This is a genomic window from Cellulosimicrobium sp. BMG9.22 (assembly GCF_059159975.1).
Genome location: NZ_JBZGBY010000038.1, coordinates 1 through 19,493 on the forward strand (window position 1 = coordinate 1; position 19,493 = coordinate 19,493).

At 73.2% G+C, this 19,493-nt stretch carries 20 protein-coding genes; 9 read left to right on the forward strand and 11 right to left on the reverse strand.

Annotated features, from left to right (window positions below; all coding sequences use genetic code 11):
• Positions 1 to 62: 62 nt before the first annotated feature.
• Both AC4H2H_RS17980 and AC4H2H_RS17985 read right to left on the reverse strand, forming a co-directional pair.
• Positions 63 to 2,171, reverse strand: a complete 2,109-nt coding sequence (locus AC4H2H_RS17980) for an elongation factor G (RefSeq protein ID WP_494372195.1) — start codon at positions 2,169 to 2,171, stop codon at positions 63 to 65.
• A gap of 104 nt (positions 2,172 to 2,275) precedes the next feature.
• Complete coding sequence (locus tag AC4H2H_RS17985) at positions 2,276 to 3,103, reverse strand: MerR family transcriptional regulator (RefSeq protein ID WP_494372196.1); 828 nt, start codon at positions 3,101 to 3,103, stop codon at positions 2,276 to 2,278.
• A gap of 196 nt (positions 3,104 to 3,299) precedes the next feature.
• Here AC4H2H_RS17985 and AC4H2H_RS17990 point away from each other — a divergent pair, with 196 nt between their 5' ends.
• Complete coding sequence (locus AC4H2H_RS17990) at positions 3,300 to 4,085, forward strand: SAM-dependent methyltransferase (RefSeq protein ID WP_494372197.1); 786 nt, start codon at positions 3,300 to 3,302, stop codon at positions 4,083 to 4,085.
• A gap of 62 nt (positions 4,086 to 4,147) precedes the next feature.
• Here the strand turns inward: AC4H2H_RS17990 and AC4H2H_RS17995 are convergent, their stop codons facing one another.
• The 6 genes from AC4H2H_RS17995 to AC4H2H_RS18020 form a co-directional block, all read right to left on the reverse strand.
• Complete coding sequence (locus AC4H2H_RS17995) at positions 4,148 to 4,855, reverse strand: HAD hydrolase-like protein (protein WP_494372198.1); 708 nt, start codon at positions 4,853 to 4,855, stop codon at positions 4,148 to 4,150.
• Complete coding sequence (locus AC4H2H_RS18000; RefSeq protein WP_494372199.1) at positions 4,852 to 5,199, reverse strand: hypothetical protein; 348 nt, start codon at positions 5,197 to 5,199, stop codon at positions 4,852 to 4,854. The genes AC4H2H_RS17995 and AC4H2H_RS18000 overlap by 4 nt, the downstream gene beginning before the upstream one ends.
• A gap of 70 nt (positions 5,200 to 5,269) precedes the next feature.
• The gene (locus AC4H2H_RS18005; protein WP_494372200.1) at positions 5,270 to 5,800 is read right to left on the reverse strand and encodes a DinB family protein; all 531 of its coding nucleotides are present in this window, start codon (positions 5,798 to 5,800) and stop codon (positions 5,270 to 5,272) included.
• A 62-nt stretch (positions 5,801 to 5,862) separates the two neighbouring features.
• On the reverse strand, positions 5,863 to 6,222 hold the full coding sequence (locus tag AC4H2H_RS18010) for a MazG nucleotide pyrophosphohydrolase domain-containing protein (RefSeq protein WP_494372201.1): 360 nt from the start codon (positions 6,220 to 6,222) through the stop codon (positions 5,863 to 5,865).
• A 125-nt stretch (positions 6,223 to 6,347) separates the two neighbouring features.
• The gene (locus AC4H2H_RS18015; protein WP_494372202.1) at positions 6,348 to 7,199 is read right to left on the reverse strand and encodes an ABC transporter permease; all 852 of its coding nucleotides are present in this window, start codon (positions 7,197 to 7,199) and stop codon (positions 6,348 to 6,350) included.
• Positions 7,196 to 8,224 carry an ABC transporter ATP-binding protein gene (locus tag AC4H2H_RS18020; protein ID WP_494372203.1) on the reverse strand — a complete coding sequence of 343 codons (1,029 nt, stop codon included), beginning with the start codon at positions 8,222 to 8,224 and terminating at the stop codon, positions 7,196 to 7,198. Before AC4H2H_RS18020 ends, AC4H2H_RS18015 begins: the two co-directional genes overlap by 4 nt.
• A 133-nt stretch (positions 8,225 to 8,357) precedes the next feature.
• Between AC4H2H_RS18020 and AC4H2H_RS18025 the strand changes: the two genes are divergently transcribed.
• The 3 genes from AC4H2H_RS18025 (at position 8,358) to AC4H2H_RS18035 (ending at position 10,761) form a co-directional block, all read left to right on the forward strand.
• Positions 8,358 to 9,323: a TetR/AcrR family transcriptional regulator gene (locus tag AC4H2H_RS18025; protein WP_494372204.1), complete on the forward strand. Its 966-nt coding sequence runs from the start codon at positions 8,358 to 8,360 to the stop codon at positions 9,321 to 9,323.
• Positions 9,324 to 9,463: 140 nt separating this feature from the next.
• Positions 9,464 to 10,249, forward strand: a complete 786-nt coding sequence (locus AC4H2H_RS18030; RefSeq protein ID WP_494372205.1) for an SDR family NAD(P)-dependent oxidoreductase — start codon at positions 9,464 to 9,466, stop codon at positions 10,247 to 10,249.
• Between the two features lie 14 nt (positions 10,250 to 10,263).
• Positions 10,264 to 10,761, forward strand: coding sequence for a hypothetical protein (locus AC4H2H_RS18035; RefSeq protein ID WP_494372206.1), 498 nt, complete (start codon positions 10,264 to 10,266; stop codon positions 10,759 to 10,761).
• Positions 10,762 to 10,763: 2 nt separating this feature from the next.
• Here the strand turns inward: AC4H2H_RS18035 and AC4H2H_RS18040 are convergent, their stop codons facing one another.
• A complete protein-coding gene (locus AC4H2H_RS18040; protein WP_494372207.1) occupies positions 10,764 to 11,636 on the reverse strand; it encodes a helix-turn-helix transcriptional regulator in 873 nt (290 codons plus the stop codon).
• 119 nt (positions 11,637 to 11,755) lie between these two features.
• Between AC4H2H_RS18040 and AC4H2H_RS18045 the strand changes: the two genes are divergently transcribed.
• The 3 genes from AC4H2H_RS18045 (at position 11,756) to AC4H2H_RS18055 (ending at position 15,962) form a co-directional block, all read left to right on the forward strand.
• Positions 11,756 to 13,234 carry an MFS transporter gene (locus tag AC4H2H_RS18045; protein WP_494372208.1) on the forward strand — a complete coding sequence of 493 codons (1,479 nt, stop codon included), beginning with the start codon at positions 11,756 to 11,758 and terminating at the stop codon, positions 13,232 to 13,234.
• 137 nt (positions 13,235 to 13,371) lie between these two features.
• Positions 13,372 to 15,066: a phosphoglucomutase (alpha-D-glucose-1,6-bisphosphate-dependent) gene (gene pgm / locus AC4H2H_RS18050; RefSeq protein WP_494372209.1), complete on the forward strand. Its 1,695-nt coding sequence runs from the start codon at positions 13,372 to 13,374 to the stop codon at positions 15,064 to 15,066.
• Positions 15,067 to 15,227: 161 nt separating this feature from the next.
• Complete coding sequence (locus AC4H2H_RS18055) at positions 15,228 to 15,962, forward strand: hypothetical protein (protein ID WP_494372210.1); 735 nt, start codon at positions 15,228 to 15,230, stop codon at positions 15,960 to 15,962.
• Positions 15,963 to 16,023: 61 nt separating this feature from the next.
• Here AC4H2H_RS18055 and AC4H2H_RS18060 read toward each other — a convergent pair whose 3' ends face one another.
• The gene (locus tag AC4H2H_RS18060; RefSeq protein WP_494372211.1) at positions 16,024 to 16,341 is read right to left on the reverse strand and encodes a GNAT family N-acetyltransferase; all 318 of its coding nucleotides are present in this window, start codon (positions 16,339 to 16,341) and stop codon (positions 16,024 to 16,026) included.
• A 195-nt stretch (positions 16,342 to 16,536) separates the two neighbouring features.
• Here AC4H2H_RS18060 and AC4H2H_RS18065 point away from each other — a divergent pair, with 195 nt between their 5' ends.
• Positions 16,537 to 17,802, forward strand: coding sequence for an MFS transporter (locus AC4H2H_RS18065; protein ID WP_494372222.1), 1,266 nt, complete (start codon positions 16,537 to 16,539; stop codon positions 17,800 to 17,802).
• A 31-nt stretch (positions 17,803 to 17,833) separates the two neighbouring features.
• Here the strand turns inward: AC4H2H_RS18065 and AC4H2H_RS18070 are convergent, their stop codons facing one another.
• Positions 17,834 to 18,409, reverse strand: coding sequence for a helix-turn-helix domain-containing protein (locus tag AC4H2H_RS18070; RefSeq protein ID WP_494372212.1), 576 nt, complete (start codon positions 18,407 to 18,409; stop codon positions 17,834 to 17,836).
• A 47-nt stretch (positions 18,410 to 18,456) separates the two neighbouring features.
• Between AC4H2H_RS18070 and AC4H2H_RS18075 the strand changes: the two genes are divergently transcribed.
• Entirely contained in the window at positions 18,457 to 19,470 is a 1,014-nt protein-coding gene (locus AC4H2H_RS18075) for a class I SAM-dependent methyltransferase (RefSeq protein WP_494372213.1), read from the forward strand.
• The last annotated feature ends 23 nt before the right edge of the window (positions 19,471 to 19,493 follow it).

Sequence of the window (19,493 nt, forward strand, 5' to 3'; positions counted from 1 at the left end):
CACCCAACCCGACCACCGCCGTCCGACAACAAACCACGGCTCTACCTCGCGCGACCAGGGTTCTACCTCGCCGGGGTGGGGACGCCTCCCGGGAGGACCTCGTAGCGGTCCGGGGTCGCCGTGAACGACCCCCGTCCGCCGGTGATCGAGCGCAGGTCGAGGACGTAGCGGGTCAGCTCGGCCTCGGGCACGAGGGCGTCGACGCGCACGCGGCCGTCCGGGAGCGAGTCGGTCGCGGTGATGTGGCCGCGGCGCGAGGAGAGGTCGCCCATGACGTCGCCCTGCGCGTCGGGCGGGACGGTCACGGAGACGGCGGAGACGGGTTCGAGCACGACGCTCCCGGCCGTCGCGAGCGCCTCGCGCACCCCGACTCCCCCGGCGGTGCGGAACGCCATGTCGGACGAGTCGACGGAGTGGGCCTTGCCGTCGAGGACCTCGACGCGCAGGTCGACCACGGGGTATCCCTGGGGCCCGCCGCTCTCCATGGCCTCGCGCGCACCGCGCTCCACGGCGGGCAGGTACTGGCGCGGCACGGAGCCCCCGACGACCGAGCTGACGAACTCGAGGCCCCCGCCGCGGGGCAGCGGGGCGACGCGCAGCTGCACGACGGCGAACTGCCCGTGCCCGCCCGACTGCTTCTTGACCTTGCCCTCCACGTCGACCGTGCGCGCGATGGTCTCGCGGTACGGGACCTGGACGGGCTCTGTGGTGACGCGGACGCCGAACGTGCGCTGGAGGCGCTCGATCGCGACGGCGAGGTGCGTGTCGCCGAGCCCGCCGAGGACGGCCTGCGACCCGGTGAGGTCGGCGTGCAGCGTCGGGTCCTCGAGGCACAGCCTCGCGAGCGCCGCCGAGAGCTTGTCGTCGTCGGACTGCGACACGGGCCGCAGCGCCTGCGCGTACACCGGCGGCCGGGCGGGGAGGTCCCGCGCCCGCACCGGCATGCGCCGTCCGGCGAGGAGCGTCCCCGTCGCCGCGGCGGAGAGCTTCGCGACGGCCGCGACGTCGCCGGCCACGACGCGGTCCACCGCGACGTGCTCGCGCCCGCGCAGCCGGAACAGCCCGTGCACGCGGTCCTCCGCGCCGTTCGTCGTGCTCACGAGGCGGTCTCCGGTCGCGACCGCCCCCGAGAGCACCTTGAACACGGAGACCTGGCCGACGAACGGGTCGACGACGGTGCGGAAGACGTGCACGAGCGCGTCGCCGCGGGGGTCGGCCGTCACCTCGGACGACGCCCCGTCGTCGGCGTCGTCGGGCCCGGTGCCGGACGGCAGCCCGACGACGGCCGGCCGGTCCGCGGGCGACGGCCCGAGCTCGCACACGAGGTCGAGCACGCGGTCGACGCCGACGCCGGTGACGGCCGACACGAGCAGCACGGGCACAGCCTCGCCCGCGAGCACCTCGTGCGCGAGCGTGCGCTCGAGGTCGGTGGCGGCGGGCTCGTCGCCCGACAGGTACGCCTCGAGCTGCGCGTCGTCGTGCGTGACGATCTCCTCGACGACCTCGTCGTGCAGCGCGTGCTCCTCGTCCCGGACGTCGGCGGGGACGTCGTCGTCGTGGCCGTGCCAGTCGAGGTGCCCGTCGCCGTCTCCGTACTCACGCGCGCGCTCGGTGAGGACGTCGGCGAGCCCGTGCAGCGACTGCTCCTCGCCGAGCGGGAGCTCGAGCGGCACGAAGGGCGCGTCGAACGCGCCGCGCAGCCCGCCGAGCGCCGTGCGGAAGCTCGCCCGGGCGCGGTCCTCCTGGGAGACGACGACGAGGCGGGGGATCCCCGCCTCGTCGCACCGCCGCCAGACCTCGAGCGTCCCGGACTGCACCCCGTCGACGGCGCTCACCACCACGACCGCGAGGTCGGCCACCGCGAGCGCGGCGTCGACCGACCCGGCGAAGTCGGGCGAGCCGGGGGTGTCGAGGAGCGTGACCTGGTACGTCGTGCCGTCGGTCGCGCGCCAGTCGAGGTGCGCGACGCCGAGGCTCACCGAGATGCCGCGCGCCACCTCCTCCGGCTCGTGGTCGCAGACCGTCGTGCCCTCGGCGACGGACCCTGCCCGCGGGATCGCGTCCGCGCGGTGGAGGAACGCCTCCGCGAGCGTCGTCTTGCCCGACCCGCTGTGCCCGACGAGGGCGACGTTGCGGATCGCGGCCGGGGCGGGGGACGTCGTCGTGCCCATGGCTGCCTCCTGGCGGATGGCGGGGCGCCATGTCCCGCCACGGCTCCAGGCTAGTGACGTCGAGCCGATCCCGCCCGGGCCGGAGGCCCGGCCCGGGCGTCGCCCTACAGGTTCGCGTCGACGTACACGCGCAGCGCGTCGCGCACGAGCGTCGCGCCCTCGACCCCGCCGTAGTTGAGCGCGAACCGCGGGTCCTCGACGTACATCTCGCCGAGCCCCAGCAGGTAGCCCCGCAGCGGCCCGGGCTCGTGCGCCGGGTTCGCGGGCACGGTCTGCAGCCACTCGACGTGGCGCCGCGCGAGCGCCTGCGCCTCGTCGGACGCGGGGTCGACGCCGGCCTGCGCCGCCGCCGTCCAGTCCGCGTTGAGGCGCTCGACGCGCTCCTTGAACGCCGTCTTCTCCGCCGCGGTCAGGCCGGTCCACCAGGAGTTCCCGCGCGCGTACGCGTCCTTGCCCCAGCGGTCCTCGACCTCCTCCTTGTACTGCGTGTGGTCGAACCCGTCGAACATGTCGTCCGCCATGAGCTCGCCACCTCCTTCCATCGTGGTGATCGTCCGTTCGACCGACGCGATCTGCCGCGCCAGCCGCTGCCGCTCCGCCTGCAGCCACTCGAGGTGGCCGCGCAGCGCACGCACCTGGGCGCCCTGCGGGTCCGAGCCCGACGGCGGTCGCTCGCCCTCGTGGGCGGGCGGTCCGTCGAGCGCGTCCTTGATCGCGGGGAGCCCGAGACCGAGGTCGCGCAGGAGCAGGATCCGCTGGAGACGGACGAGCGCGTCGGCGTCGTAGTGGCGGTAGCCGTTGGACGCGACGCGGGACGGCGCGAGCAGCCCGATGTCGTCGTAGTGACGCAGCGTGCGGCTCGTCGTCCCGGCGAGTCGTGCGACCTCCTGGATGGACCAGTCGGATGCACGTCCGGTCGTCGTGGGGAGCATCTCCCGCCTCCTTCCCGTGTGCTCGATGCCGCGGTGCAGCAACGAGATCCACCGTAGAAGTTGACGCTACGTCAAGGTCAACCGCTGCGGTCGTCGAACTGCGGAGTCTCGTCGTCCATGCTCCGGGCGACGGGCGTACCGTCGGGAGCACGGTTGCACCCACCTCGGGGGCTCGACGATCACGGAGGCGGCCGGTATGGCCACGACGGACCTGGTGCGACGGCACTACTCGGGGAAGGGCATCGCGGGCCGCATCCTCGCGACCGCCGGCGCGGACCACGGCCCAGTGGTGGTCGACGCGCTCGCCCCGTACGACGAGCTCCACGCCGGGGGCGCACCCGCGACCGCCGCCCTCCTCGATGCCCTGCAGCTCGACGCGGAGAGTGCTCTGCTCGACGTCGGCTGCGGACTGGGAGGCCCGGCGCGGCTCGCCGCCGACCGCTACGGGTGCCACGTGACGGGCGTCGACCTGAGTGCCGACTTCGTGGCCGCGGCCCGCGAGCTCAGCGCGCGGACCGACGTCGCCCACCTGGTCACGTTCGAGGTGGGGGACGGCGACCGTCTGCCCTGCGCCGACGCGTCGCACGACCGGGCGATGCTGGTCCACGTCGGCATGAACGTGCCCGACAAGGCGGCGCTGTTCGCGGACGTCCGGCGCGTCCTACGTCCTGGCGCGCTGTTCGGGATGTTCGAGCAGATGCGCGTCGGTCCGGGCGACCTGCCCTTCCCGATGCCGTGGGCGGTCGACGCGGAGACCTCGTTCGTCGAGACGACGTCCGCGTACGAAGAGGCGCTGACGACCGCGGGGTTCGACGTGCTGCGGGTCGAGGACCGGCGAGCGGCGCTCGCGACGCCGGGCGTGCCGCCCCAGGATGGGCTCGCCGTCGTGTTCGGCGAGGAGTTCGCGACGCGACTCGCGCACAACGTCGACGCGACCCGTGCGGGACTCCTGGCGCCTGTCCTCGTGCTCGCCCGCGCCTGACCGGAGTTCTCGTGCCGCCCGAGACGGCACCCGCCGACGACCCGCACGAGGTCACGGCCTTCTCAGGCGGCGGTCGGCGCCCGGTCGAGCAGGGCGCTCTCGAGCTCGTCCGGCGTCCCGACGACGGCGCTCGCCCCGGCCGCGACCAGCTCGCCGCGGTGGGCATAGCCCCACGCGACTCCGAAGCACCTGATGCCGTGCGTCGCCGCTCCGAGCACGTCGTGCTCACGGTCTCCGACCATGACCACGCCACCGGCCCGGGCGAGCGTGGTCGCGTCCAGCCCGGCGCCGTCGAGCGACGCGAGGGCGTGGGCGATGACGTCGCCCTTCGACGTGCGGGTGCCGTCGAGGGTCGCTCCGAACACGTCGTCCAGCGCGCGGTCGAGGTACGCGTCCAGCGCGAAGTGCTCGACGATGCGCCGCGCCATCGGCTCCGGCTTGGACGTCGCGACGGCGAGGCGCACGCCGTTCTCGCGCAGCACCGTCAGGCACTCCGGAATCCCGGGGTAGACCGCGTTGTCGAGGAGGTTGCCGGCCGCGTAGACCTCGCGATACGCGGCGACGGCGTCGCCCACGAGACTCGCTGGGACGCCGTGCGTCAGGAACGACTCCGCGAGGGGCGGGCCGACGAACCCGCGGAGCACGGGCTCCGCCGGAACAGGGAGCCCCAGCGCCGCGTACGCGTGCCGCACCGACGCGAGGATGCCCGGCGCCGAGTCGGTGAGCGTGCCGTCGAGGTCGAGCAGGACGAGCTCGTACCGTGCGGTCATGCGTCCGACCGCGGGACGTCGCCACGGTCCGTACCGTCGCCGTCGGCGACCGCCGCGTGAGTCCGGCCGGCACGACCGACGGCGAACCCGACCGCACCGCCGACCAGCAGAGCGCCCGCGCCTGCGAGCAGCGCGGCAGTGACGGGCGGGTACGCCCCTGACGGGGTGAACGTGGTGTTCGACAGCGGCGCGTACGCGAACCACCCGTACGCCGTCGGACGCGTCGCGATCCACGCGGCGACCGCCAGCAGGCCGACGCCGAGCACGACGAGCGAGACGAGGACGACGAGTCCGGTTCCCCCCGGACGGGGTGGGACGGGCGGCTGAGTCGAGGGCGCGGTCACGCCGGCCATCGTCCCGGCCGACGCCCCCGAGGGCAACCGCCGTCCCACGGGACGGTCCGCGACGGTCCCGCTACTCGCCGACCGTGCCGTCGATCGACTCCCGGATGAGGTCGGCGTGGCCGTTGTGGCGCGCGTACTCCTCGATCATGTGCACGACGATCCAGCGGAGGTTCCACGGCTCGCCGGTCCGCTTGCTCGTCACCGTCGACACGCGGTCGAGCCCGCCGTCCGCGAGCGCCGCGTCGAGGATCGTGTCGGACGCGGCGATCGCGCGGTCCAGCAGCACGCGCAGCTCCTCCGGGCTGTCCTGCGTGGCGCTGTTCCAGTCCCAGTCCTCGTCCGCGTCCCAGTCGGCGGTGTCGAACGGGGCGATCAGCGGCTCGCCGAGGAACATCGCGGAGAACCAGTGCGACTCGACGAGCGCGACGTGCTTGATCAGGCCGCCGAGCGACATCGTCGACGGCGGCAGGGTCTGCGCGAGCTCGGCCGCGTCGAGGCCGGAGGTCTTCCAGCGCAACGTGTCGCGGTGGAAGTCGAGGTAGCCACGCAGCGTGGTGGCTTCGTCGGCCGTGGAGGGAGGGTCGATGCGCTGGTCGGTCACCGCGCCACCCTAGTGGCGCGGGCCTCCGAACCCCGCCACAGCGTGGCCGACGACGACCGGACTCAACGCGGGTGAGGGAGCTCCGACTCCCACGCGAGCCACTTGCGGCGCACGGCCGACTCGACGTCGACGCCCTGGGAGCGGGCCAGCAGGAGGAGGTGCGCCAGGACGTCGGCGACCTCGTCCGCGAGGGGCGAGGCTCCGCCGTCCGGCACCACGGCGTCGAGGGGCGCGTCCGCGCGCGGGCGGGTGCGACCCGTCGCGACGAGGAACGCCTGCGTGAGCTCGCCGACCTCCTCGGCGAGCTTGAGCATGAACCAGTCCGCGTCGCGCTCGATGCCGAACTTGCGCGCGTAGAGCGCGGAGATCGCCTCCACCCGGTCGGCAAGGCCGGAGACGGTGAGGGGCGCGTCGTCGTCCATCGGGTCAGTGAACCACCGGCGACTCGGCACGCGACGACGAGACGTGAGAAGTGGCCCCTCCCGCCCGGGGCAGGAGAGGCCACTTCTCGCTTCTCGTCAGGGCTCGACCCGGGACGCGCGTCCGCTCAGACGGTCTTGCGGGTGCGGCGGATGCCGACCCACAGCCCGACGACGCACGTGACCGCTGCGGCGACGAAGCCCCACAGCACGTCGGTGTCGGCGAACGACCCGGCGAGCAGGGCGCGCTCGGCGTCGACGATGTAGGTCAGCGGGTTGAACAGCGCCGCCGTGCGCATCCATTCGGGCCCGGCCTCGAGCGGCAGCATCATCCCGGAGAGGATGAGCAGCGGGAACAGCAGCGACTGCTGGACGCCCCAGAACAGCCACTCGCGGTTCTTCGCCGCGAGCGCGAGCGCGATGGACAGCGCGCCCACCCCGATGCCGAACAGCCCGAGCAGCAGCAGGCCGACGACCAGGTGCAGCGGGTAGAGCGTGAACCCGAACGGCACGCACACGAGCGCGATGAGTAGGCCCTGGACGACGAGCGGTGCGAACTCCTTGAGCGAGCGGCCCACGAGGATCGCGGACCGGTCGAGCGGTGTCGCGAGGACCCGCTCGTAGGAGCCGGTCATCATCTCGTAGAGCAGGTTCGAACCGCTCATGGACGTGCCGAACAGCGAGATCATCACGATGACGCCCGGGACGAACCACTGCAGGGTCTCGGCCGTCGACCCCCCGCCGCCCCCGAACCCGCCGACCGCTCCCGTGAGCAGCGGCCCGAACAGCCCGAGGAAGATCAGCGGCTGCAGCAGCGAGAAGATCAGCGTGAACGGGTCGCGCAGCACGAGCAGGATCTCGCGCGTGAACACCGCCCACGTGTCGGCGAAGAACTTGGCGACGCCGGTGCGCAGCATCGTGTCCGTGCCGCGGTCCGTCGCGGCGGCGCGGGTCCGGGTCAGGTCGGTCCGGGTGCTCATGCCGCCTCCTCTCGCAGGCTGCGTCCGGTGAGGTTGAGGAACACGTCGTCGAGGCTCGCCTGCTTGAGCTCGGCGGACCGCACCGCGAGCCCGCCGACGCGCAGCGCCTCGATCGCCTCGGGCAGCCGGTCGGCACCGTGCGTCGTCGAGATCTTGACGGTCACGACGCCGTCGGCACCGCTCGTGGTCTCCACCTCCCCCACGTCCGGGGCGAGGGTCGCGCGGACCCGCCCGACGACGTCGGGCACCCCTCCCGAGCCCGTGCCCGACGGCGCGGCCTCGCCCGACCCGGCCGCCCCGCCCGGGGCGAGGGTCACGGCGAGCGTGATGACGTCGTCCGCGTGGTCGCGCTTGAGCGCGACCGGCGTGGCGTCGGCGATGATCTCGCCGTCGTCGATGACGACGACGCGCTCGGCCATGCTGTCGGCCTCGTCGAGGTAGTGGGTCGTGAGCACGATGGTCATGCCGTAGCGCTCGCGCATCGCGGCGATGTGCTCCCAGAGGTTCGCGCGCGCGTGCGGGTCGAGGCCCGTCGTCGGCTCGTCGAGGAAGAGCAGCGGCGGGTGGTTCATGAGGCCGAGCGCGACGTCGAGCCGCCGGCGCTGCCCGCCGGACAGCGACTGGACCGTGCGCTTCTCGAGGCTGGCGAGGTCGAGGGCCTCGAGGAGGTCCGCCGCGCGCCGGGAGTACTCGGCGGGCGGCAGGCCGTAGAAGCGGCCCTGGTTGTGCAGCTCGTCGAGCACGCGGTAGGAGTACCCGCCGCCGTTGCCCTGCCCGATGAAGCCGATGCGCGACCGCACGTGCGCGGGGTGCTTCGAGACGTCGTAGCCGGCGACCTCGGCGGTCCCGGCGGTCGGTTCGAGGAGGCTCGTGAGCATCCTCAGGGTCGTGGACTTGCCGGCCCCGTTGGGGCCGAGGAAGGCGACGAGCTCGCCCTCGCGGACGTCGACGTCGATGCCCTTGACGGCCTCGACGGTCTCTTTCTTGCGGTGGAAGGTCTTGGTCAGGCCACGGGCTCGGATCACCGGAGCCACCCTTTCGTACGCCGTACCGGAATGAGCGATCCACGCTACCATACGCTGTACGGGAATAGGCAAGCCTTGTCGCCGGCGACCTTGCGCGAGCGGGTCCGCGGCGGAAGTCCGGGAGGATATGCACGTGACGACCGACGACCGCACCGACGAGCGCACCGACGACCGCGCGCCGTCCCGAACCCCCGGCCCCGGCGCCCCGACCGCCGCCGGGGCGACGTCGAGCCCCGGGCAGGAGCGCCCGCGCGGCGTCGTCGCCGCCGCCGAGGCCGGGGTCACGTACGCCGTGCAGGCCGCCGAGCACGCGCGCGCGCAGCACGGCGAGGTCGTCCGCACGCCCGAGATCACGCGCCGGCTCGCGCTGCTCTGGGACCCGCCGTCGCCCGCGACGCGGGGGCGCAAGCCGCGCCTCACGCTCGACGACGTCGTGCGGGCGGGGATCGCCGTCGCCCAGGACGGCGGGCTCGACGCGCTGTCGATGCGCCGCGTCGCGACGGAGCTCGGCGTGGGAGCCATGTCGCTCTACACCTACGTGCCGGGGCGGACCGAGCTCGTCGACCTCATGATCGACCGCGCGTACTCCGAGCTCGACCTGCCCGCCCCGCGAGCTCCCTGGCGGCCCGCGCTCGCCCAGTACGCGCACGAGACGTGGGACCTCTACCTGCGCCACCCCTGGATCCTGCAGACGAACATGTACCGCTCCCCGCTCGCGCCGCACGTGCTCGACGCGCAGGAGGCCGCGCTCCGCACGATCGTCGACACCGGGCTCTCGGAGCTGCAGGTGGTCGACACGCTGGCGCTCGTCGACAACTACGTCCAGGGCCTCGCGCGCTCGACGGTCGCCGAGACCACGGAGCGCGACGCGACCGGCGTCGGCAACGACGAGTACTGGACGACGCTCGGCAGCTTCTGGGAGGACTGGTTCGACGTCGAGCGCTACCCCGTCATGACGCGCATCTACGTCGCGGGCGGCTTCGACGCTCCGCAGGGCCCGTTCGCCGCGAGCCTCGACCGCCTCCTCGACGCCGTCGAGATGGCGATCGACCGCGCGAACGCCACCCGGCAGAGGGACAGCGCTGGTCCGTCGACGTAGTCCTCGACGGGGACCGGCGGAGGCGTCGTCGCCATCCTGTCCCTCCCGGTGCTAGGCAACGCAGGGTCCTGGCTGGTCGCCGCGGTCCGAGCAAGGGTGGAGGCATCGCGTCACGCTCGGCCCCCCAGGGAGGATCCACCATGCAGCTCGATCTCGACGGCAAGGTCGTCATCGTCACCGGCGGCACCAGCGGCATCGGCCTGGCCACCGCTCACGAGCTCGCCGACGAGGGAGCCACGGTCGTCGCCGTCGCCCGCCGCGACCCCGGCGACGGCGTCCTGCCGGCGTCGGCCGTCTTCGTCGCGGCCGACCTCGCGGTACCGGAGGCGGCTGCCCGCCTGGTGGCGGAGGCCGTCGAGCGACACGGCCGCGTCGACGGGCTGGTGAACAACGCCGCCCTGTTCGACACCAGGGACTCGTTCGAGATGATCGACGACGAGCTGTGGCGGGCCACCTTCGAGGTGAACCTGTTCGCCCTCGCCCGGCTCACCCGCGCCGTGCTCCCCACGATGCGGAGCTCGGGCGGCGGGAGCATCGTGCACCTCGGCAGCGAGGCTGCGCGCATGCCCGACCCGACGATGGCCGCCTACGCGGCGTCGAAGGCAGCGGTGCTGTCTCTGTCGAAGTCCGTGGCGATCGAGTACGGCCCGGCCGGGATCCGCTCGAACGTCGTCTCGCCCGGTCCTACCCGGACAGCCCTGTTCGACGCACCCGGCGGGTTCGCCGAGCAGCTCGGCGCCCGCTTCGGCACCGACCCCGACACCGCGGTCGACCGGTTCATCCGCGAGGAGCGCCGCCTGCCCGTCGGACGGATCGGCCGGCCGGAGGACGTCGCCGGTGTGGTGGCCTTCCTGCTCTCGCCCAGGGCGAGCCAGGTCACGGGTGCGGAGTGGTCCGTCGACGGCGGCGCGCTCCGCCAGCTCTGACCGGAGAACCTGCCATGGCCCCCACGACTCCTGCGCCGCTCGCGGCGCTGACCCGCCACCTCGTCGACCTGCGCGACGGCCATCACCTCGGCCACGTCACCCGCTCCGGCAAGGAGTCCGCGTTCGGGGACGCTGTCCGGCTCCTCGACGTCCCGGCCCGGCAGGTGCTGGCGGAGCTCGACGAGCACCTGCTCGCCGGCACCGGGAGGATCGAGGTCACCGGTCTGCATCGCGACCGGCGCGGCGGGCTCATCGCCTCCTGGTTGCTGACCTGGCCCGAGCAACGCGCGACGGACCTCGCACCGGTCAGCATCGTCGCGACCTACGAGTCCGGGCCCGGCCACCCGCGCCTGCGCGGCGCGACCACCGGCGGATGGCCGCTCAGCGTCGCCGAACCCGAGCACGCCGCCGAGCTGGTCCCGGTGCTGCGCACGATCGCAGCGGCCGACGTCCACAACCTGGTCGTCCAGGTCGGCGGCGACTGGCGGGTGATCCCCGCGGTCGCCGGGTGACGCTACAGGGCGGGGGTGAGCAGGCGGAGGGCGGCGAACGAGGAGCTGCCGGGCTCGGCCGTGTGGGTGAGGATGCGTTGCCCGTTGCCCTCGGGCAGGTGCAGCACCTCGTAGTCCAACGTCATCTCCCCGACCTCGGGATGCCGGAACCGCTTCGACCCGCTCGTGCACAGCCGCACGTCGTGCCCGGCCCAGAACCGGGCGAACTCGGTGCTCTTCATGCTCAGCTCACCGACGAGCTCGGCCAGCCGGCGGTCGTCGGCGAACTGCGCGGCCACGTACCGCAGGGACGCGACGGCCAGCGCCGCCTGCTCCTCCCAGTCGACGTACAGGTCGCGGGTGTGCTCGTCCAGGAACAGCAGCTTCATCTGGTTCGGACGGTCCTCGACCCGCGCAGGTGCGTCGCCGTCCAGGTGGCCGGCGAGGAGCAGGTGGCCGGCGCGGTTCCAGGCGAGGATGTCGTTGAAGCGACCCAGCAGCACGGCGGGCACGGCGCCCATCGAGTGCAGCAGCTGCTCCGCGCCGGGCTTGGCGACCTCCGGCTGCGTGGCGGCACGTGGACGCTTCGACGGTGCCGGACGCGCCAGCGCGTACAGGTGCGCTCGCTCGTCGACGTCGAGCCGCAGCGCGCGGGCGAGAGCGTCGATGACGGCATCCGAGGCGTTCTGCGACTGCCCCTGCTCCAACCGGGTCAGATAGGTCACCGAGACCCCGGCGAGCTGCGCGAGCTCCTCGCGCCGCAGACCGGGCACCCTGCGGCGGCCGTAGCTGTTGACGCCGGCCTCGTCCGGGGTCGTGCGATCACGGCGTGAGCGCAGGAACTCGCCCAGCTCGGTGACCGGGGCGTCGGTGTCGGTGGGCGGTGGGACTGCCATGCCGGTCATTGTCCCGCACCCATCGCCGGCGGAGCCTGACCCTGTCAGTGCTAGGCAGCCGGAGGCCACGCAGACCGGGGGTCTGGCTACGCCCCTCCCGCGACCTGAGTCTGGATGCCATGACCACGACAGACACAGCACCAGCACTCCGTGCCCCGTCGACGCCCGCTTCGGCAGCACGGTTCACCCCGGCGCAGAAGGTCGCGATGGCGGTCCTGCTCACCGCCAACTTCACCCTCGCCGTCGACTTCTCGATCCTCAACGTGGCTCTCCCCCACGTCGGCGCCGACCTCGGCTTCGCCACCTCCGCCCTGCAGTGGATCGTGACCTCGTTCGCGCTCGTCGCCGCCGGGCTCACCCTGTTCTTCGGTCGCGTCGCCGACCTGTTCGGTCGCAAGCGGCTGTTCCTGATCGGCATCGTCCTGCTCGGCATCTCCTCCCTCGCCGGAGGCCTCGCCACCGAACCGGCGCTGCTGATCGTCGCCCGCATCGGACAGGGCGTCGCCACCGCGATGGTCACCCCCGCCGCGCTGTCGCTGATGACGACCATGTTCCCCGAAGGCCCGGCCCGCTCCCGCGCGCTCGGTCTCAACGGCGCACTCATGGCCGCGGGATTCACCGCCGGGGCAGTCCTCGGCGGCCTGCTCACCGGCGCCGTGTCCTGGCGATGGGCGTTCTTCGTCAACGTCGCCGTCGCCCTCGCCGTGGTCGTCGTCGCACCGTTCGTGCTGCGCGAACCCGCCCGCGGGCCCCGACCCAGGCTCGACGTGCCCGGCGCGATCACCATCACCCTCGCCCTGGTCGCCCTCGTGCTCGGCATCGACACCGCGGGGCACGACGGCTGGACACACCCCGGCGCCTGGGCGCCGATCCTCGCCGCTCTCGTGCTGTTCGTCGCCTTCTGGACGATCGAGGGCCGCGTCACGGAGCCCCTCGTCGAGCCCTCGCTGCTGAAGCGTCGCACCATCGCCTGGGGCAACACCGCCGGCCTGCTCGCCTTCGGCACGTTCACGTCGCTGGTGTTCCTCCTGACGCTCTACCTGCAGCAGGTCCTCGGCTACACCGCCATCACCGCCGGCCTCATCCTCGGCGTGCTGGGCATCGGCACGGTCCTCGGTGGACTCCTCGCCCCGACGATCATCGGCAAGACCGGCGCCCGGTCCGCCATCGTCGCCGGGCTGGCCGTCCAGGCCGCCACCACGGCGCCGCTCGCGTTCGCCGGCGACGACCGCACCTGGTTGCTGCCGCTGCTCGTCCTCACCTTCGTCGGAGGGGTCGCCAACCTCGTGGCGATCGTGGGCTTCGTCGTCCTCTCCACCTCCGGCGTGCCCGCCGACCAGCAGGGGCTCGCCACCGGCCTCGTCACGATGAGCCAGCAGGTCGGGATCGCGCTGGGCACACCCGTCATGTCTGCCATCGCCACCGGTGTGGCCGCAGCCACCCTGCTGCCCGGGCTGCAGCTCGCCATCGGCGTCAACGCCGCCATCGCCCTGACCGCCGCGATCCTGGTCGCGGTCCTCCTCCGGCAGCCGCGACCCGAGGTGCCCGGTCCCGCGCGGATGCTCGACACCGCGTCGGCGCCGGTCGGGTCGGTGTGAACCGACTCCCGTCCAGGGCGAGCATCCGTCGAGGTCCCCGCGCGAACCGGGTGCCTCGACGGATGCTCGCTGCCGGTCCGGTCCGATCGCCCGGTCCCGGCTGACGCGCGGACGCCACCCCTGGCAGGATCGTCCCCATGGACCCCCGCGCCGGCACGCCCGCCCAGCCCAGCGACCTCATCGACGTCGACGCCGTGGTCGGCGCCTACTACGACCTGTCCCCCGACGTCGACGACCCCGCGCAGAAGGTGGTGTTCGGCACGTCCGGCCACCGGGGGTCGAGCCTGGACCACGCGTTCAACGAGGCGCACATCGTCGCGATCACCGCGGCGATCGTCGAGTACCGGCGCTCGCAGGGCACGGACGGCCCGCTGTTCATCGGCCGCGACACCCACGCGCTCTCGCTCCCCGCGTGGCAGACCGCGCTCGAGGTGCTCGTCGCCGCGGACGTCCAGACGTACGTCGACGCCCGCGACTCCTTCACCCCGACGCCCGCGGTCTCGCAGTCGATCCTCCTGCACAACGAGGCGACGACCACGCAGGGCGTGCGCACCTCGGGACCCGGGCTCGCGGACGGGATCGTCGTGACGCCGTCGCACAACCCGCCCCGCGACGGCGGCTTCAAGTACAACCCGCCGCACGGCGGGCCGGCCGGGTCCGAGGCCACCGGCTGGATCGCGGACCGCGCGAACGAGATCCTGCGCGACGGCGTCGCGAGCGTCCGCCGCGTGCCGCTCACCCAGGCGCTCACGTCGGAGCACGTCCACAAGCACGACTTCCTCACGACGTACGTGGACGACCTGGTGAACGTCCTCGACCTCGAGGCCATCCGCGAGTCGGGCGTGCGCATCGGCGCCGACCCGCTCGGCGGCGCGTCGGTCGAGTACTGGGGCGAGATCGGGGAGCGCTACGGGCTCGACCTCACGGTCGTGAACCCGCAGGTCGACCCGCGCTGGGCGTTCATGACGCTCGACTGGGACGGCAAGATCCGCATGGACTGCTCGTCGCCGTACGCGATGGCGTCGCTCGTGGCGGGGATGACGGGCGCGTCGGGCGATGCCGAGGGCGGCGCGCCGTTCGACGTCGCGACCGGGAACGACGCCGACTCCGACCGCCACGGCATCGTCACGCCCGACGCCGGGCTCATGAACCCCAACCACTACCTCGCCGTCGCGATCCAGTACCTCTACGGCGGCGCGCGCGAGGGCTGGCGCGACGACGCGGCGATCGGCAAGACGCTCGTCTCGTCGGCGCTGATCGACCGGGTCGCGGGCGGCCTCGGGCGCCGGCTGATCGAGGTGCCGGTCGGGTTCAAGTGGTTCGTCCCCGGTCTGCTCGACGGGACGGTCGGGTTCGGCGGCGAGGAGTCCGCGGGGGCGTCGTTCCTGCGCAAGGACGGGCGCGTCTGGTCGACCGACAAGGACGGCCTGCTCCTCGCGCTGCTGGCGTCGGAGATCATCGCGACGACGGGCCGCACGCCGTCGGAGCACCACCGCGACCTCGTCGAGAAGTACGGGGAGTCCTGGTACGCGCGGGTCGACGCGCCCGCGACGCTCGAGGAGAAGGCGACGCTGGGCAAGCTGTCGCCGGAGCAGGTGAGCGCGACCGAGCTCGCGGGCGAGCAGATCACCGCGAAGCTCACCGACGCGCCCGGCAACGACGCCGCCATCGGCGGCCTCAAGGTCACGACGGAGAACGCGTGGTTCGCGGCGCGGCCGTCGGGCACGGAGAACGTCTACAAGATCTACGCCGAGTCGTTCGTGTCCGAGGAGCACCTGGCACAGGTCCAGGCCGAGGCGAAGGACGTCGTCTCCGCCGCCCTCGGCAGCTGAGCCCCCGCTCGCCGAGGTGCGACGGCGCTCGCGCGCGGCCCACGGGTCCGTCGCGGCACGCTAGGCGCCCCTCGGGATGGGAAGTGGTCCCCATCGATGGCGAACCCGACCGCCGGGTAAGGTCCGTCCGGCACGACTTCCCCCGAACTCCCGGAGCTCACATGCGTCCCGTCCGTACCGTCTCCAGCCTCACCGTCGCGGCGACGCTCGCCGTCGTTCTCTCGGCGTGCACCATCAACGTCGGCGGCGCGACGTCGGAGACCCCGGCTCCCGAGGAGACCACGACGGCGGAGGAGTCGCCCGAGGTGGAGGACGCGGAGGAGGTCGACGCGGAGGCCGCCGAGGCGACCGGCGCGAGCGAAGGCTCCCTCCCCGACTGGGCGAACCCCATCACCGACCCCGGCGAGCAGATCTCGACGTTCGCCATCGGCGACGTGCGGGTCGACGTCTACCAGGTGGGCGTCGCGCAGGCGACGAAGGACGGCCTCTTCGCCAACCCCGACACCAACGAGCCGATCATCGCGCAGGGCGCGGACATCGTCTTCATCAACTACGTCATCACGAACGAGGGCGAGCCGATCGACCTCGGCTCGAGCCTCGTGAGCATCGACGAGCGCTACGTCGACTGGCCGTACCTCGGCGGCATGGACACGATCGTCGACGACGACCTGTTCGCGGCTCAGGGCGTGAACGACGACGGGATGGCGCCCGACGCCTACCGCGAGCCGACGGTCTACACGTTCGGCACCGGCCAGTCGTACTCGTACGGGACGAACTTCCTCTACCAGCCGGGGACCGAGATCACGTTCGACGGCACCATCGTCCCGGTCGACGCCGAGGGCGAGCTGCTGCACGACGAGCGCATCGAGGGCGAGGGCGCGGGCACCATCTCCTGACCCGCGCGGCACCGCCTGCACGCGAGAGACCTGGTCCCTCCGGACCAGGTCTCTCGGTCGTTCAGCGCCGCGTGAGGTCCTCGTACTCCGGGTGGCGCTCGATGTAGGCGACGATGAACGGGCACAGCGGGACGACCCGCTCGCCCGAGGCGCGCACCTGGTCGAGCGCGCCCTCGGCGAGCGCCGACCCGACGCCCTGGCCCTCAAACGTGGGGTCGACCTCCGTGTGCGTGAAGATCACCTTCCCGGGCTCGCGGACGTAGTCGGCGAACCCGGCGACGACGCCGTCGTCGGTGCGGGCCTCGAAGCGGCCCCCCTCGTCGCTGACGGTGACGGACGTGACGATGGACGTGGTGCGCGGTGCGGGGCTGTCGGTCATGGCGCCATCGTCGTCGCCACGGACCGTGCGGACAACCTCTGACGACGCCCGTAAGACGACCGTCACGTCGAGCCTCGGGTGCGCGATCTCGCTACCGGACGGACGGCGTCCGGGTGCGACACTGAGACGGTGGTCCAGGATTCCCCGTCTCGCGGAGACGACGCCGAGAACCCCGAGCACCGGCGGGACGACCTCGTGACCGAGGAGACGCCGTCGGGCAGCCCCACGCAGACGACGGGACGGGGCTCGCGCAACCCGTACCGCGACGTCCTCGCGCTTCCCGGCGCATGGCAGTTCTCCGCCGCGGCGCTCGTCGCCCGGCTGCCGATGTCGATGGTGGGCATCGGGACGATCCTCATGATCCAGGGCATCTACGGCGAGTACGCGCTCGCGGGGCGGGTCGCGGCGGCGCTCGTGGTCGCGCAGGCGATCGTGTCGCCGCAGATCGCGCGGCTCGTCGACCGGACCGGTCAGCGCGTCGTCATGCTGCCGATGCTCGTGGCGGCGGCGGTCGCCCTCGGCGGTCTGATCCTGTGCGCGGTGCTGCGCGCCCCCGAGTGGACGCTCTACGTGTTCGCCGCGCTCGCCGGCGCGACGCAGGGGTCGTACGGGTCGATGGTGCGCGCGCGGTGGTCCAACGTCGTGCGCGAGCCGCGGCGACTGCACACCGCGTACTCCCTCGAGTCCGCGCTCGACGAGCTCGTGTTCGTCGTCGGGCCGGTGCTCGCGACCGTCCTCGCGACGAGCGTGTCGCCGTCGGCAGGGCTGGTCGTGCCGCTCGTCGCGGCGGTCGTCGGCGGGCTGTGGTTCCTGTCGCAGCGCGCGACGGAGCCGCCCGTCGTCGTGCCCGAGGTCGGCGTGAAGCAGCGGTCCGCGATGCGGTCGACGGGGATGATCGTGCTCGCGGTGATCTTCGTGGCGATGGGCATCGTCTTCGGCGCGACCGACGTCTCCACGATCGCGTTCGCCGAGGAGCAGGGGCAGAAGGGCGCGGCAGGGCTCATCCTCGCGGTGTTCGCGACGGGATCGCTCATCTCCGGGCTCGTCTACGGCGCGCGGCACTGGGTCTCGCCGCTGTGGCGTCGTTTCGTCATCGGGATCGTCGCGCTCGCCGCGGGCGTCTCGCTCTTCTTCTTCGTCACGTCGATCCCTGTCCTCGCCGCCGTGATGTTCGTGACCGGTTTCGCCATCGCCCCGACGCTCATCAACGGCAACAACCTCGTGCAGAACCTCGTCGCGCCGAACCAGCTCACCGAAGGCCTCGCGTGGGTCGGCACGTCGCTCGGCGTCGGGGTGTCGATCGGGTCGTCCGTCGCCGGGTCGCGCATCGACGCGGGCGGCGCGCACGCGGGGTTCGAGGTCGTCGTCGCGGCGGCCGCGCTCGCCGTCGTGCTCGTGCTGGTCGCGCTGCGCTCGCTCCGGCGCAGCGCGGGTCGCGAGGACGTCGCCCCGGCGCACTGACGCGCGGCCGACGCGGCCGCCGTCGCGCCGGTCAGGCCGAGTCCGCCCCCGAGCGGTGGGCGCGCTCGCCCTCCTGGTCGAAGATCGTGAGGAGCTCGACGGGGCCGTCCTGCGCGCCGAACGAGTGCGGGACCATCGTCGAGAACTCCGCGGCCTGACCCTCGCGCACGACGATCCGGCGGTCCGCGAGGTAGAGGACCGCCGTCCCCGACAGCACCGTGAACCACTCGTGCCCGGGATGGACGCGCTGGTGCTCGGGGCCCACCGGCCGTTCCGGGGTGAGCCGCATCTTCGCGACCATCGTCCCGGAGCGCTCGCGCGAGAGGAGCCACGTCGTCTCCCCGGGGCGGCGCTGTGGCTCGGGCCGGATGACGACGTCCTCGTCGTCGACGGGTTCGACCAGCTGGTCGAGGGTGGTGCCGAGCGCGCGAGCGAGGGGGACGAGCTGGTCGAGGGCGATGCGCCGGTGCCCGGTCTCGATCCGGCTGAGCGTCGACGGGCTGAGGAAGCACCGTGCCGCGAGCGCGTCGAGCGTCCAGCCGCGCGCGAGGCGCAGGCCCCGGATGCGCTGACGGACGACGGCGTCGAGGTCGGCTTCTTGCGTCATGGGCAAGATCCTATGTCGTGTGCGCATGAACGGCCTACCGTGGTGCCATGACCTCACCAGCTCACCCGCACGCCGCGTCAGCGCGCGACCATTCTCACGGGCACGCTCACGAGCGCGGGCACCACCATGAGCACAGTCACGAGCACGACGGCGGTGACGGCCTGGCGGAGGTGCTCGAACTCGACGCGCGCGTCTTCTCCGACCTCCTCGCCGACGCGGTCGACGTGGCGGTCTCGCTCGCCCCCGATCCGACCCGCACGGTCGTCGACCTCGGTGCCGGCACGGGCACCGGGACCCGCGCCCTCGCCCGCGCGTTCCCGCAGGCCGAGGTCGTCGCGGTCGACGCCGACGAGGCGATGCTCGAACGGCTCCGGGCGCGGCTCGAGGGGTCAGGCGTCGAGGGCCGCGTGCGGACCGTTGGGGCCGACCTCGACACGGGCTGGCCCGACCTCGGCGCGAGCCGGTCCGACCTCGGCGCGAGCCGGTCCGACCTCGGCGCCGTGCGCGGCGGCGCGGCGGGTGGCGGCACGGCAGACGGCGGCGAGGTGCACCGCGGCGTCGACGTCGTGTGGGCCTCGGCGTCGCTGCACCACGTCGCCGACCCGGCGCGCGTCCTGCGCGACGTCCGCGACGCGCTCGTGCCGGGCGGTCTCCTGGTCGTCGTCGAGATGACGGCCACCTCGCCCGTCCTGCCCGACGACGTCGCGCACCCCGATCTCGCCGCCCACCTCGAGCGTGCCCTCGCCCAGGCCGGCTGGAACCGCTACCCCGACTGGTCGTCGTACCTGACCGACGCGGGCCTGGACCTCGTCGAGCGCCGCGAGCCGGCCGCCGTCGTGCCGCCGGGACCGGACGTGACCCGCTGGACGCGCGCGACCGTGTCGCGTCAGCGCGAGCACCTCGCGGAGCACCTCGATCCCGACGACCTCGCCGCGCTCGACGCCGCGCTCGCCGCGACGGCCCCGGCGGACCCCACCGACCCGACCGGCGAACCCGCCGAGCACACCGTCGGCGTGCGCGGCGGCCGCATCGTCTGGGCCGCCCGCCGCCCCCTCCGCTGAGTGCATGAAATAGTCGCGTCCCG

Excerpts from the sequence above, each read along its gene's own strand:
- AC4H2H_RS18030 (WP_494372205.1), top strand. The coding sequence starts at position 9,464 with ATGCAGCTCGATCTCGACGGCAAGGTCGTCATCGTCACCGGCGGCACC.
- AC4H2H_RS17985 (WP_494372196.1), bottom strand. The coding sequence starts at position 3,103 with ATGCTCCCCACGACGACCGGACGTGCATCCGACTGGTCCATCCAGGAG.
- AC4H2H_RS18070 (WP_494372212.1), bottom strand. The coding sequence starts at position 18,409 with ATGACGCAAGAAGCCGACCTCGACGCCGTCGTCCGTCAGCGCATCCGG.
- AC4H2H_RS18040 (WP_494372207.1), bottom strand. The coding sequence starts at position 11,636 with ATGGCAGTCCCACCGCCCACCGACACCGACGCCCCGGTCACCGAGCTG.
- AC4H2H_RS17980 (WP_494372195.1), bottom strand. The coding sequence starts at position 2,171 with ATGGGCACGACGACGTCCCCCGCCCCGGCCGCGATCCGCAACGTCGCC.
- AC4H2H_RS18075 (WP_494372213.1), top strand. The coding sequence starts at position 18,457 with ATGACCTCACCAGCTCACCCGCACGCCGCGTCAGCGCGCGACCATTCT.
- AC4H2H_RS18015 (WP_494372202.1), bottom strand. The coding sequence starts at position 7,199 with ATGAGCACCCGGACCGACCTGACCCGGACCCGCGCCGCCGCGACGGAC.
- AC4H2H_RS18010 (WP_494372201.1), bottom strand. The coding sequence starts at position 6,222 with ATGGACGACGACGCGCCCCTCACCGTCTCCGGCCTTGCCGACCGGGTG.
- AC4H2H_RS17995 (WP_494372198.1), bottom strand. The coding sequence starts at position 4,855 with ATGACCGCACGGTACGAGCTCGTCCTGCTCGACCTCGACGGCACGCTC.
- pgm (WP_494372209.1), top strand. The coding sequence starts at position 13,372 with ATGGACCCCCGCGCCGGCACGCCCGCCCAGCCCAGCGACCTCATCGAC.
- AC4H2H_RS18035 (WP_494372206.1), top strand. The coding sequence starts at position 10,264 with ATGGCCCCCACGACTCCTGCGCCGCTCGCGGCGCTGACCCGCCACCTC.
- AC4H2H_RS18055 (WP_494372210.1), top strand. The coding sequence starts at position 15,228 with ATGCGTCCCGTCCGTACCGTCTCCAGCCTCACCGTCGCGGCGACGCTC.
- AC4H2H_RS18060 (WP_494372211.1), bottom strand. The coding sequence starts at position 16,341 with ATGACCGACAGCCCCGCACCGCGCACCACGTCCATCGTCACGTCCGTC.
- AC4H2H_RS17990 (WP_494372197.1), top strand. The coding sequence starts at position 3,300 with ATGGCCACGACGGACCTGGTGCGACGGCACTACTCGGGGAAGGGCATC.
- AC4H2H_RS18045 (WP_494372208.1), top strand. The coding sequence starts at position 11,756 with ATGACCACGACAGACACAGCACCAGCACTCCGTGCCCCGTCGACGCCC.